At 69.7% G+C, this 13,541-nt stretch carries 11 protein-coding genes; all 11 read right to left on the bottom strand.

Annotation, left to right across the window (positions count from 1 at the left end; translation table 11 throughout):
* Window position 1: 1 nt before the first annotated feature.
* Window positions 2-1,306 carry a pyridoxal-phosphate dependent enzyme gene (locus ACQPWW_RS22405; protein ID WP_433125293.1) on the bottom strand — a complete coding sequence of 435 codons (1,305 nt, stop codon included), beginning with the start codon at window positions 1,304-1,306 and terminating at the stop codon, window positions 2-4.
* Window positions 1,307-1,317: 11 nt separating this feature from the next.
* Entirely contained in the window at window positions 1,318-2,766 is a 1,449-nt protein-coding gene (locus tag ACQPWW_RS22410; protein WP_433125294.1) for a Y4yA family PLP-dependent enzyme, read from the bottom strand.
* A 519-nt stretch (window positions 2,767-3,285) separates the two neighbouring features.
* Entirely contained in the window at window positions 3,286-3,939 is a 654-nt protein-coding gene (locus tag ACQPWW_RS22415) for a choice-of-anchor M domain-containing protein (protein ID WP_433125296.1), read from the bottom strand.
* A complete protein-coding gene (locus tag ACQPWW_RS22420; protein ID WP_433125298.1) occupies window positions 3,936-4,592 on the bottom strand; it encodes a choice-of-anchor M domain-containing protein in 657 nt (218 codons plus the stop codon). Before ACQPWW_RS22420 ends, ACQPWW_RS22415 begins: the two co-directional genes overlap by 4 nt.
* Before the next feature lie 64 nt (window positions 4,593-4,656).
* Window positions 4,657-5,571 carry an anchored repeat-type ABC transporter permease subunit gene (locus tag ACQPWW_RS22425; RefSeq protein WP_433125300.1) on the bottom strand — a complete coding sequence of 305 codons (915 nt, stop codon included), beginning with the start codon at window positions 5,569-5,571 and terminating at the stop codon, window positions 4,657-4,659.
* Window positions 5,571-6,284, bottom strand: a complete 714-nt coding sequence (locus ACQPWW_RS22430) for an anchored repeat-type ABC transporter ATP-binding subunit (RefSeq protein ID WP_433134486.1) — start codon at window positions 6,282-6,284, stop codon at window positions 5,571-5,573. The genes ACQPWW_RS22425 and ACQPWW_RS22430 overlap by 1 nt, the downstream gene beginning before the upstream one ends.
* Window positions 6,285-6,310: 26 nt before the next feature.
* Window positions 6,311-7,303, bottom strand: coding sequence for a choice-of-anchor M domain-containing protein (locus ACQPWW_RS22435; protein WP_433125302.1), 993 nt, complete (start codon window positions 7,301-7,303; stop codon window positions 6,311-6,313).
* Entirely contained in the window at window positions 7,303-8,916 is a 1,614-nt protein-coding gene (locus ACQPWW_RS22440) for an anchored repeat ABC transporter, substrate-binding protein (RefSeq protein ID WP_433125304.1), read from the bottom strand. Before ACQPWW_RS22440 ends, ACQPWW_RS22435 begins: the two co-directional genes overlap by 1 nt.
* Window positions 8,917-8,939: 23 nt before the next feature.
* The gene (locus ACQPWW_RS22445; protein ID WP_433134488.1) at window positions 8,940-10,544 is read right to left on the bottom strand and encodes a TIGR03773 family transporter-associated surface protein; all 1,605 of its coding nucleotides are present in this window, start codon (window positions 10,542-10,544) and stop codon (window positions 8,940-8,942) included.
* Between the two features lie 148 nt (window positions 10,545-10,692).
* Window positions 10,693-11,904 (bottom strand): WxL protein peptidoglycan domain-containing protein, encoded by a 1,212-nt coding sequence (locus ACQPWW_RS22450; protein WP_433125306.1) that lies wholly within the window; start codon window positions 11,902-11,904, stop codon window positions 10,693-10,695.
* Window positions 11,905-12,023: 119 nt separating this feature from the next.
* Complete coding sequence (locus ACQPWW_RS22455) at window positions 12,024-13,496, bottom strand: choice-of-anchor M domain-containing protein (protein ID WP_433125307.1); 1,473 nt, start codon at window positions 13,494-13,496, stop codon at window positions 12,024-12,026.
* Window positions 13,497-13,541 lie beyond the last annotated feature (45 nt).

Genomic DNA, 13,541 nt, shown 5'->3' on the forward strand with positions numbered 1-13,541 from the left:
GTCAGTCGCGCACGAGTTCGGCGCCGGCGTCGCGCCACGCGATGATCCCGCCGTCGAGCGAGCGCACATCCGGATGACCCATCCGGGTCAGCAGAGCGGCGTAGCGGGCGGACTTCTCCCCCACCGGGCAGACCAGCAGCAACGGCTGGCGTCGACCGAACGGCAGCCCCCCATGCAGCAACTCGGCGAAGAGCTCGTCGACGATGTTGATCGAGCCAGCAATGTGCAGCGCCTGGTAGGCGAACGGACTGCGCAGGTCGACCACCAGCCCACGGCGTTCGGCAATCCATCGCTCGGCCTCCGCCACATCCACTGTGGCCGCCTGCCGCACCTCCGCGTCGGTCACGGTGCGCAGCGAGTTGCGCCGCGGTGGCCGGCCGAACAGCTCGGGGCGCCGCTCCCGCACGTAGCTCATGTAGCTCTCGACGCGGTCACAGACGATGAAGACCGCCGTGCGCCGTTCGGTGAGATGCGCGTCGATGGCGCGAAGATGGCGTACGGCGCCCTGGTAGGCGCCGCCACCGGTCGGCCCGGCGAGCGTGCCGCAGCGGCGTACGAGAGTCAGCAGACCATCGATGGCGTCGTCGGCGGTGATCGTCTCGACAGTGTCGTAGACGTCGGGGTCGAAGAGGCCGACCTCGTGCACCTCGTCGATGGTGCGGATCCCCGGGATGAAGTCGGACTTGTGCGCCACCAGCCCGACGACGCGCACGTCGGGATTGTGCTGGCGCAGCGCGACCGCTACCCCGGTGGAGGAGCCTGCCGTTCCGACGCAGGCGATGAAGTAGTCCGGGGCTCGGCCGTCGAGGTCCTTGACGATCTCCGGGCCGGTGCCGTTCAGGTGCGCGTCGACGTTGAGTTCGTTGAAGTACTGGTCGGTGTGCAGGTAACCACCGCCCGATTCGGCGAGTCGGTGGTACATCCTGGTCAGCGGGTCGTCGGTGTCGGTGGGGTCGAGGCACTCGGCCTGGCCGGGCAGCTCGTCGATCTCCGCGCCGAGCAGCAACAGCAGGTCCTTGATCTCGGCGACCTTCATGCGGTTGGTGACGCTCTTGAAGGTGAGCCCGTGCATCCCGGCGATGACGGCGAGGGCCTTGGCCGTGTTGCCGCTCGACAACTCGACAACGGTGTCGCGGCGCTCAACGGCCTGGGCGAGTCGGGGTCGGGCCATGTTCCAGGCTGCGCGGTCCTTGAGCGAGCCGAACGGGTTGAGCAGCTCCATCTTGGCGTACAGGTCGATGTTGCGCAGACCGTGCACGGCGGGGTCGATACGCACCAGCGGGGTGTTGCCGATGGCATCGGTCATGCTCTCGAACCTCATGGCGCCTCCGCACGATGGTGAACGGGCCAGTACTGCTCGTCGAGGCACCATCGCCACGCGCCGCCGTCGCGGTACAGCGCGACCTTGCGCCCGATCGGCTGACGCAGCGCGTGCGTGGCGCTGAAGTCCATGAGGTAGCCGGCGGTGTTGACGAAGGCGAGCAGGTCGCCGGTGCGGGGCCGGGACGGCAGGAACACCTTGCGTCGGGTGATGAGATCCGCTTCGAGACAGAGGTTGCCGAACAGGTAGACCCCTGCGGGTCCGGGAGCGGCCGGGGTCGTCCGGTGCACGACGACCGGGTCCATCAGTACGCCGTGTTCCTCAAGGCTGACATCACGTGCGTTGCAGTCCAGACGCACGATCGTGTCTCCGTTGGCTTCGTCACGTACCTCGAGAACGCGGGCCAGGACCAGGCCGCACTGGTCGAGCAAGGCCCGACCCGGCTCGACGTGCAGTTCGTACATGTTGTCCAACAGCAGTGTGCCGAGTGGGCGGCGCTGCTCGGGGGCCGTTGTTCGCAGCAGCCGATCGAGGTACGCGGGACCGGCGACGGGCCGGTGAGCGGGGTACAGGTTCAGCGAACCGCGAACGCGCTCACCTTCGGCGCGCAACCCGTAACCGTGCCCATTCCAGGTCAGTGGGGCCCGCTTGCCGAGCACCGCCTCGGTCAGCGCGGAGGTGTACCGCTCCCACTGCGTGCCGTCGGCGAGGTAGTTCACGCCGAACCCACCGCCGATGTCCACCGACCACGGCCGCAGACCGCGTCGACGGCACTCGTCCAGCACGCCGAGGCAGCCCTCCAACGCGACAGCCTTTTCCGGCAGCCCGATCGTGTCGAGATGAAACGCCACTCCGACCAGATCCAGGGCGTCGGCGTGTTTCTCGATCGCGTCGAGAACCTCGCTCGCCGCGGCGGCCGACACGCCGAAGCGGCTGCGGCGACTGCCGAGCCGCACACCTGTTGAGGTGAAGCCCGACAGGCGTGGCATCACCCGTACGGGCGGCAACGACCAATCCGTTACCAGTGTGGCGAGCGCCGCCAACTCGCCGACCGAATCAGCGCTGACGGTGACTCCGGTGCGGGCGCACAGCCAGAGGAACTCCTCGTTCTTCGGCCCGGTCGCCATGATGCGCTGCGGTACGAAACCGGCACCGAGCGCGTGCTGCAGCTCGGCGAGCGACGCCACGTCGATGCCCGCGTCGGTGGTGGCGAGTTCACGCACCAAGGCGCTGGATCGGTTCGCCTTGTGCGCGTAATAGATCTGGCCGGCGAGGCGGTGGTCGGAAAGAATTGAACGGAATGCGGCGACGTTGTCCACCACCTGCTGTGGCAGAATCACGCCGAGTGGAGATCCCATCGCGTCGGCCAACTGTGTCAACAGGACGGTTTCGTCGAGCGCCGACCGCAGTGTCGGATCAATTTGCGGAGCCAGATAAAGGGGCAATGCGACTCCTCAGGTGAGTCGTGGCGCCACGGACGCCGCCACCCCTCTCGCCGAAAACCCTTCGTGACGACAGCCTGCTTCAACGTAACCGATGTTTTAACGCCCGCCAAGAGGCCGTAGACGAGCGACTGGAAATCTGGCCGCCACATATATGACTGCGCATATGTGACGGTGGTCGTCAATGTATGCGTCGACAATCCAGCAAACCCGCCGACCACGACGCAAAGCCATTGCCTTCTCCTGCTGCACCGGCAGCGCCCTCACCTCGGCACGCTGCCGGGTATTGCGGCTAGCGCCGGACGGAATGCCACTCCCGTCCCTCGGTCCGCGTCACCCCCGTACCGGCGTGGCAGCCTCGTCACCGAGACCTGATCCACGACAGAGATCGGAGCTGGTGGCACCGGTCGGCGCGGCGCCCACGAGAGGTAGGCGCCGCGCCGATCGGATCCGCTGCGGCACCCGCGTCCTACCAGGGCGGATAGCGACAGGATGTTCGCAGATCAGGTGCGGTGGGACAGGTCAGGGAAGGACTTCGAAGGTGAAGGTCTTGGCGCCAGAGCTGACGGTGGCGCCGGTGGAGGCGAGTGTGCCGGTGACGTCGAAGGTGACGGCGTAGGTGCCGGCGGCGTCGAAGCCCCAGTTGGCGTGGGCGTGGGTGTTGTAGTTGACGTTGAGGCTGTCGGGCAGGCCGTTGCCACTGTCGAAGAGCACGGTGGGGGTGCCGCCGGAGACGGTGTAGATGCTGAAGCCAGCGGGGCCGGAGACGCTGGTGAGTTTGAAGGCGACCCGGTTGTTCTGGAAGATGCCGCTGGGCACCTCGGTGGTGTTCCACCCGGCCCAGAGCAGCCCGGCGGTGCTGGACTGCGGCAGGACCCACGCCTGACCGCCGGTGCCGAGGAAGGACCAGGCCGAGCCACCGGGCACGGTGATCTCGGCGGTGTTCGGCACCCGGAAGAGCACGTCGGCGGGGTTGCGCTCGACGCTGGTGGTGCCGGTGCCGTCCAGGACGTTGACGGTGAGCGCACCGGCGGCGTAGTCGACGTCGATCACGTCGACGTGGCCGCTGGAGAGCACAACCGGTGCCGCGGCGACGGGCGTAGCGGTGCCGACGAGCAGTACGGCGGTCACGAGGAGACCGGTGAGAAGCCGGTCGCGGGTACGCATGGCGTTCACGCCTTGACCGCGAAGCGCAGCGTCGCGGGGACGGAGGTCACCTGCTGGCCGGTGGCGGCCAGGGTGCCGGTGGCGCGCACTGTCACGCAGTAGGTGCCGGCCTTGTCGAACGCCCAGTTGGCGTGCGTGTGGTCGCCTGCGGTCACCGTGATGTCGTCCGGGAGGCCGTCGCCGCTGTCAGCCAGGATGGTTGGCTGGCCGACGGCGTCTTCGGTGTAGATCGCGAGCTGGCCGGGGCCGGTAACCGACTGCACAGACAGCGTCAGTGCGTCGCCCGCGAAGACGCCGGTCTCGATCTCCTCGGCGGCGACGCCCGGCCAGATCAGGTCGGTGTTCTGGATCTGCGGCAGGACCCACACCGTGGACACGCCTGGGGTGCCGAGGAAGGCGTAGGCGGGGTCGGCGGGGACGGTGACCTCGGCCTGGCGCTTGACGACCAGCTTGACCTCGTCGGCGCCGTACTCGATGTCGTTGTCCTCGTCGTGGACGCCGACCTCCAGCGTGCCGGCCTCGTAGGCCACGTCGACGAGGTCGAGATGCCCGGTGTTGAACACCACGGCAGACGTGGTGGCGGCCTGGGCGGGCAGGGCCGTGGCGACCAATGCCACGCCCAGGACACCCGACGCCAGCAGATGACGGATGGTGCTACGCACGAAGAGACTCCTCTCCACGCCAGGGTCCCGAGTGGACCGACGCTTAACGAAAATGATAGTCGTTTTACTTAGCTGGCGACAGGGCTGGACGAGGGCTCGGATGCGCGTCGTCGAGTTCCCGCCCGCCGGGGCGTCGCCATCGTCGAGTCAGGAGGCCGTGCCGCGGGGCGAACAGCCAGGCGGCCAGGAAGACCGCGGTGGCGACCAGGACGATGGTGCCGCCCACCGGTGTGTCGTAGCTCCAGGACAGGTAGAGCCCGACGGTCGCCGAGACGCCGCCGATCAGCGGGGCGAGCAGCATCATGACGCCGAGCCGGTCGGTGAGCAGCCGGGCTGCCGCCGCGGGGGTGATCAGCAGGGCCAGGACGAGGATGTTGCCGATGGTCTGCAGGGAGATCACCACGGCCAGAGTGACCAGGACGTAGAGCACGATGTCGAGCCAGAAGACCGATAGCCCCATGGCGCGCGACATCTCCCGGTCCAGGCAGACCGCGACGAATTCCTTGTGCAGGGCGAGCACCAGGCCGAGGATGACCAGGCCGCCGCCCCCGACGACGTACAGGTCCCGGTCCGGGATACCGGTGATCGAGCCGAAGAGAAACTGTTGCAGCGATCCGGCATAGCCGGGGGCCTGCGAAATGATCACGATGCCGAGGGCGAACGCGCCGACCAGGAAGACGCCGATGATCGAGTCCTCCTTGACCCGCCGGTTCTGCGAGAAGATCGCGATCAGCAGGGCGGTGGCGACACCGGCGACGGCGCCACCGAGCACCAGGCTGCCCTGCAGGACGAAGGCGACCGCGATGCCCGGGAAGACCGCGTGTGCCACGGCGTCGCCGATGAACGCCATGCCGCGCAAAACGACGTAGCAGCCAACGACGCCGCAGACGACGCTGGACATGACCGCGATCGCCAGCGCCTTGGGCAGGAACGCGAGGTCGGGGTTGAGCAGGTCGGTGAGGAAATCGGTGATCGACATCAGGTCGCCCTCACGAGCTTCAGCAGCGGGGAGGTTTCACTCACCCCGAAGGTCTCCGTCCACAGCTCGGCGTCCTGTAGGTCCACCGGTTGTCCGTCGGCGATGATCCGGCCGTTGAGCAGGACCAGACGGGTGCAGGAATCCACCGCCGCCACGAGATCATGGGTCGTCATCAGCACCGCACGGTCCTCTCCCGCCAGGCTGGTGAACAGGTCGCCCAGCAGTTCCTGTGTGGGCATGTCGAGTCCGGTGAACGGTTCGTCCAGCAGCAGGATGCGCGGCGCGAGCGCGAGGGCTCGGGCGACCAGGACGCGTTGACGTTGCCCGCCGGACAGCTCACCGACCGGCCGGCGGCGCAACCCGGTCAGCTGCACCCGGTCCAGTGCGTCGCCCACCGCCCTCCAGTCGGTCACGCCCGGTCGGCGCAGCAAGCCGATGCGGCCGGTCCGGCCGCTCAGCACGGCTTGTTCGACAGAGATCGGGAAGTCCCAGGTGAACTCGTGGCGCTGGGGGACGTAACCGATTTCGGACCGGCCGGGACGCGAGGGCTTGCCCTCCACTGTCACGGTGCCACCGCGGGTGCGGGTCAGGGACAGGATGGCGCGGAGCAGGGTGGTCTTCCCGGCGCCGTTGGGCCCGAGCAGCCCGACCAGTTCACCGCGGTCCAGGTGCAGCTGGATGTTCCGCAGGACCGGACGGCCGCCGAGGTCCACGTCCAACCCGTCGATGTCCAGTGCTCTCACCGCTGGTCCTCCGACCCGGCGGCGGCGCGTTCCTGTTCGGCCCGGCGCTTCGCGCCGCGTCCGCGGAGCAGCGGGAGCACCAGTCCGACGGCGAGCAGTGCGGCCGCGCCGGCCAGCGCGATGAGCAGCAGTGTCGTGGACGCGCCCGCTGGGTCGTCGTCTGCGGCCCGGTCCTCGTCGGATGGTGCCTGCCCCGCTGCTGTGGGGATGTCCGCGGTGGCGGCGAACGCCTCGTCGGCGCTGGTGGTGCTGCCCACCGCGAAGCGCAGCGTACGGGTCGCCGAAACCGTCTCACCGTTGACCAGGTCGGCCGACACCCGGACCGCGACCAGGTAGACGCCGGGTGCGGTGAACACCCAGTTGGCGTGGGTGTGGGTGTTGACCTCGGCCCAGAAAGGCTGCGCTGTGGAGTCGGCGGAACGCCACAGCGGCTGGAGCGCGGTGAAGTTGCCCGACTGCAGGTAGGTAGTGAGGTTCCCCGGTCCCCGTACGCCGAGCAGGGTCAGGGTGACGCCACGGTAGATGGTCTGCATCACCCGGGGGTCCTGGGTGTTCCAGCCGAGCCAGACGACGTTCTGGTTCTGAACCTGCGGCACCACGTACACCCGCTTGCCGGCGTCGACGCCGAGGAAGGCGTACGCCGGGTCGTCGGGAACGGTCTGCAGCGCGGCGTCAGAGACCCGGAGCACGGTCTCGTCGGTGTTACGCCATACCGGTCGCGCCTGCGTGCCGTCGTGGATCAGCAGTGTCCACTGGTTGGCGACGTAGCGGGGGCCGATGTCGACGTGTCCGGTGGCGAGTTCCGCTCGGCCGGTGGCCAGGGGCTGGTCGGCGGCGATCGACTGGCCGAGGCCCGGTGTTGGCTCCTCGGCCCGTGCCGGGGTCTGCGTCGTGGTCAGCACGATCACCGTGGCCACCGCGCATCGCAGGATCGCGCTGGTCGTACCGGGGCGGCGTCGCGCCCGTCCTGCCGTCACTGGCTCCTCCATCACTTGTCCGTGGTCAGGCAGTCGAGCAGCGATTCGGCGTTGAACCGCATCATGTCCGCGTAGGTGGTGACGTCCCGGTCGAAGGTGTCGCCGTAGATCCCGCATATCCGCAGCCCTTCTTCGCGGGCCACCTCGGTGAGGGTGGTGGATCGGGCCGCCAGGTTGGGCTCCATGAAGACGGCGGGGATCTTCAGGTTGCGGATCGTCTCGGTGAGCCGGCGGCGGTCGGCGAGGCTCGGCTCGGTGGCGGGGTTCGGGGTGACGAAGCCGGAGATCTGGACCCCGTACGCCTGGCCCAGGTAGCCGAACGCGTCGTGGGTGCTGACCAGGTGCCGTCGTGACGGCGGGATGCGGGCGATGGTCTCGCGGACCTGGGTGTCGAGCGTCTCCAGTTCCCGGATGTAGGCCGAGGCGTTCGTGCGGTAGTCCGTCGCGCCCTGCGGGTCGACGCTGATCAGGGTGTCCCGGATGAGCTCGGTGTAGGAGATGGCGTTGCGGACGTTCTGCCACAGGTGCGGGTCGATCTCGCCGTGCACGTGCTTGCCGAGCACCGCCTGCGGAAGCTGGTAGACCTGGGTGCCGGGTCGGCCGAGGAACCGGAATCTGCGGTCACCGGGTACCTCCAGCAGCGCCTTGTTCGGCACCTCGATCACGGTGCTGGCCGGGTCGTACACCCGCTGGTTGGCCTCGCCGCCGCTCTCCGGGTCGGCGAACAGGTAGAGCCGCTGCTCGTCGAGGTCGACGGTGACGTCGGCGTGGCCGGAGTTCAGCACCTCCGCGCCCGCCATGCCTGGCACCGAGTGCGGGTCCACCCCGACGGCGAAGGTGAAAGCCTGCTCGCCCATTGGGACGGGGGCGGTTTCGGGGGTGACCGCCAGTTGCGCCCGCATGCTCAGCCGGTAGATACCGGGCCTGGTGAACGCCCAGCTCATGTGCGTGTGCGCGTCGGGTGGCAGCGTGGCGGTATCGTCCCGGTACCCGTTGGTGGCGTCGAACCCGTCGCCGGAGTCGACGGAGAACGATGGGTTGCCGAACGACTCGGTCAGGTACCCGAGCATCCGCCCCGGACCGTCCACGGCGGTCGCGCTGAGCAGCACGTCGGAGGAACGGTTCGCCCCCTGCACCCCACCGGCGCCGCGCACCCTCATGCCCAACCAGATGGTGTCCAGCGACAGGTCCTCGACCAGAGGGATGATCTCCGCGGCGTACTTCACCGCGCCCTCGGCCAGCGAGATGTTCGGTACACCGTCGCGCAGGTTCGCGTCCAGCGCTTTGACGACGGACTGCTCCTCCAGAAGCAGGTAGTTGCTGAACGCGACGTCGGCGTAGACGACATCCCGGACGTCCCGCAGCGACGGCTCATAGCTGTGCGGGTCGGCGCTGTCCGGCACCAGGGAACTGACAGCCACCCGCCCACCACCGACGTTGCTCGCCAGATCTCGAAGGATTCCGGTGGTCGTGATGACCTGGACCCGATCGTCGTCGGCGGTCAATGCCACCTCCGACCGACAGCCCGCACTCAGCAGGGCGATCAGCAGGGGCAACACCAGCCACAGCCGTGGATTCGGCCGGCGAGCGGCGGCCCCAGCCACGCCGGTTCCGACACACGGCATCCGCACCCTCTCCTCCCCCGACATCACGGCACGAGCGCGGAGGTGGAACCACCGCCGCTCATGGCGGTGGCAAGACCAGCGCGGCGACGACGGCCCAACACCACGAGCAGAACCCCGACCGCCACGAGGACGATGCCGACCGCTCCGGCCGTCAGCACCCAGCCGGCACCGGTGCGGGGCAGCGGTCCCCCGCCGCTCTGGTCCACACCGCCGTCACCGTTCCCACCACCGTCGGCACCGCTGCCACTGCCGGAGCCGAAGCCGCTGTTCGGGTCGGTGCTGTCGCCGACGGCGAGGGTGAGCGTCTTCGTGTCGGTGACCGCCTTGCCGGCGCTGGTGGTGCCGTTCATCTGCACGCTGAGGCGGTACCGGCCGGGCTTGCTGAACGCCCAGTTGCCGTGCGCGTGAGTGTTCAGCGGGACGCTCAGTTGCTGCGGGAACGCCTTGGCCGAGTCGAACAGAACGTCGGCCTTGCCGAACGAGCCGGTCAGGAAGAGGGCGAACCGGCCGGGCCCGTCGACGCCCTTCAGGATCCACGTGACGTTGCCCTTGACCCCCGAGACGACGGACTCGTGCTGGGTGTTCCAGCCGGGCCAGACGATGCCCGCCTGCTGCGACTGCGGCAGCAACCACACGGCGTCGCCCTGCCTGCCGAGGAAGTCGGCGCCGGCCGGCACCGTGATCTTCGCGTTGTCCTTGACCTGCAGAACCACGTCGTCGGTTTCCCGCCAGACCGGAGGGCTGGTCCGATCGTCCTTGATCCGGATCGTCCAGTTGTCCCCGGACAGTTGCGGGCCCATGTCGACGTGCCCGTCGGCAATCACCTGACGGGCACCCGTGGCGGTGGTGGCCGCCGCCTTCGCTGCCGCCGGTGGGGCTGCGGCGGGTCCCGGCGCGGCGGCCGGCGCGGCGAGTGCGCGTGCTGCCGACTGCCCGCCGGGCCGCGGCGCCTGCTTGGCCGGAGCCGGTAGCGGCGCCTGGTCGGCCGGGCTGATGGCCGGGACACGCACCCGGTACGTCGCTTCTGCGCTGACCTTCTGGCCGGAGCGCAGGCTGGCCGAGCCGGTCAGGGTCAGCTGGTAGTCGCCGGCCGCGTCGAAGGCCCAGACCACGCCGCCGGCACGTGTCGCCACCGGCAGCCGCACCGTTCGCTTCAGCGCCGGGCCGCTGCCGAAGAGCGGGGTCGCCGTGCCGAGGCCGGACAGGGTGTACGCCGTGAACGTTCCCGGGCCCTCGACCGAACGCACGGTGAGGGCCACCGTGTCGTCGGTGACGACGCCGGGGCGTACCTCGGTGGTGTCCAGCGTGGGGAACCCGCTGTCGCCGGCGGACAGTGACCACACGGCGTGCCCCGGCGAACCGAGGAAGGCGAAGCTCTTGTCTGCCGGCACTCGGCCGGCCAGCCCGCCATCCGGGCCAAGCACCACCTCGGCCGGGTCGTGTCCGGCCGCGTCGCGGGACACCTGCGCGGCGTCGCGCAGCCGCAGCGACATCGAGTCACCCTTCAGCGCGACGGACACCAGGTCCGCACCGGCCGCGGTGACCTCCGCCGGTTCTGCGGCCGCCGGCGCACCCCCAGCGGCCAACGCCAGTACGGCTAGCGCAAGACCGGCGGCGCCGGCGCGCATGGTTCTCATCCTCATTGCCTGCTCCCCAGACGGCTTCGTAGTAGTTCATCGGTGTCGTGTCGCTCTGTGACGACGTGCCTCGCGGCGTTGGGGCCGCCCGACACGATCGAGAGGGCCGGCGCGGCGTCCGCTGTTCGGCAGAGCCGCGTCATCGCTCGTCCCGCACCCTGCGGTCGATGTTCGGCTGTCGGTTGTGGTGGCCCGGGCTGCGACGATCGGCGTCCGACACCGGGCGATCCGGCGGCCCGCTGTCACCGCTGGGCCGCGGATTCGCACCGAGCGCGACGGCGACCGCGGCCTCTCGGCCGTCCGTGGTCCGTTCGGTCTCCCGGCTGGCCTCGGCACGACCTTTCTCCCGAGCGGCGGCGACCGCCCGGGCGATCTCCCGGGTTTGGCGCCGACGGGCGGCGATCAGCGCCCAGCCGACGAGGGCGAGCAGGACCAGCAGGCCCGTCTGTGGCCAGGGCACCGCCCAGACAGCGGTACGCGCCGTGCCGCTCGGCGGCTGCGGGTCGAGAGCCTGGTCGCCCACGGCGGCGGGTGTGACGGCGGCGCTCGCGGTCAACCGGAACAGTGGCGGCACGCCCGTCATACGTACGGTGGTGGTCAGTTCGCCGCCGGGCAGGATCTCCGTCAGGGCCTCCCCGTCGGTCGAGCGCCGGCCGAGGCCGAACGGGCCGGACGCGGCGAGCGTGGGCTGCCCGGTGAGCCGGACGTTGCCGGTGTTGCGAACGGTGAAGGTGGCGGTGAGCGTGCCGCCGGCGAGGGGGTTGAGCGAGCCGGTGTGGCGTACCCGGAGGTCCTCGACGGTCAGCGCAGGTCGCAGCTCGCCGGTCACCCGCAGGTAGATCCGTGCGCCGACCCGGTGGTCGACGGCGACCTGGTTGCCCTGCGTGTCCGCCGTCGTGGCGGCGAGCGAGGCGACGATCCCCCCGGCGTGGTCCCCGGGCGTGGCGTTGCTCGGCACCGTGAGCGTGAACGGGATGTCCAGGCGGGACGTGGACGGAATGGTCACGGTGGCGCCGGTGAAGCGGACCCAGGCCCCGGCGTCAGTGGACTTCTGACCACCGGCCAGCAGGTCGAACCCGCCCTGTGCGGTGGTGACTGCGTCGCTGGCGTAGAGGTTCAGGGTGAGCGGGCGCGCCGAGTGGTTGGTGACCGCGACGTAGTCGGTCAGGGTGGCGCCGGGGTCGAGCTTGTAGGTGAATGCTGGCCGGCCGTTCGGGCCCTTCGCACTCGACGGTGCCACTCCCCACGTCACGGCGGGCGGTGCCGACGGCGCAGGAGGAGTCGGCGTAGGCGGTGCCGCGGCGAGCAGGGCGATGCCGGTGGCGATGGCGATGGCGGCGAGCAGGCGCATGGCGGGGATGAATTCCGTTCCTGGATGCGAGGGGTGGGCGGGTCGCGGCAACGGCCCGCCCACCCCGGGACCATCTGGTGACCCGGTTCAGCGCCGGGCCACCGGACGGGTTCGGGCGATCAGATCGCGGTGAGGGTGAGGGTCGCGGTATAGGTCCCCGCGGCCGTCTCGGTGGGCAGGCTCAGCCGCAGGCCCGCGCCCAGTTGGGCGGTGCCCCGCCCGGCACCGCCCGGCGCCGCTCCCAGCACCGCGCTGTTGCCGAGGCCGCCGCCGGCTCCGACGACGTACGGCGCAATCTCCGGACCAGCGACCACGCCCTGCCCGGAGCCCTGGGCGATCACGCGAGGGTTCCAGCCGAGGTAGCCGGAGCTGAACGTGACGCCGTCCGGCCCGGCGAAGTCCGCCGGGATCTGCCCGGACGCACTCCATCCCGGTCGGCTGGGGCGGGTGTCGGTCACCGTGACCGGGCGGAGTTCACCATTGCTCTCCCACCGGTCACCACCGGCGGTGAGCTGCGCGGGTGGCAGCACCACCGCACGGTCGTCCGGGTTGACGCTGATCACCAGAGAACCCTGCGTCTCGTCGATCGACGCGGTGATCGTCTGTGAGGTGCCCGGCTCCTGCGGCGGGAACGCCACCCAGAGGGCAACCGGTTCGCTGGTCGCCACCACGTCGTGGGCGTCGCCGTACAGCTTGACCACGTACTCGCAGGCGTTCAGCTCCCTGATGGCGGTGAACGAGTAGCTCGCACCCACCTCACCCGCGATGATGGCCCAGTCGTCCGTGCCGGGGCACCTGCTGAACCAGTGGTAGTGGTCCAGCTCGGTCTGCGGCGTCTGCACCGCGTTGAGCGTCACCGTGTCGTTGGGCTGGTACTCGTCGGCCAGGCCGCTGATAGACAGGCCGACCTGCGGCCCCCCGTCGGACAGTTCGCCGACGACGAACGAGTAGTCGACCGGCCCGGTGCTGACCGTCGTGCCGTTGGTCAAGGTCGCGTCGGCCTGGAACGTCAGGGTGTAGGTGCCCAGCGCGCTGAACGCCCAGTTCGAGTGGGCGTGGGTGTGCACCGGCACATCGATGGCGTCAGGCAGGCCGTCGTCGGAGCGGAACTTGATGATCGGACCGCCGAACGAGTCCTGCGTGAACAGCGTGACGGTGCCCGGCCCCTGCACATCGACCAGGCTCAGTCGCACCTTGTCCCCCTCGAACACCCCCGAGCCGAGCGTCGTGGTGTTCCAACCCGGCCAGAGCAGATCCGGATCCTGGGTCAACGGCAGCAACCAGACCTGACTGCCCGCCGGCCCGAGGAAGGCGAACCGAGGATCATCCGGAACGGCCATCGCCGCCTCCGGCAGAACCTGGAACGTCACATCGGCCGGATCCCGCGTCACGGAAGGGCTGACCGTGTCGTCGTGCACCTGCAACGACAGCGCACCACCCTCGTAGTGCACGTCGACCGCATCGGTGTGCCCCTTGGACAACACCACCTTCTCGGCCGCCGACGCAGCGTTCGGCGCCAGCACCGTGCCGACTACCACCACCGCCCCGGCAACCAGGGCCGCGAACCCGCGAGCCCTCAGAATCGCATTCATACCTCCCCTTTCAGCACCGCGCGTACCCGCGCGCGGTGGTAGCTG

This window comes from Micromonospora sp. CA-240977, from assembly GCF_050942285.1.
Classification (GTDB): domain Bacteria; phylum Actinomycetota; class Actinomycetes; order Mycobacteriales; family Micromonosporaceae; genus Micromonospora.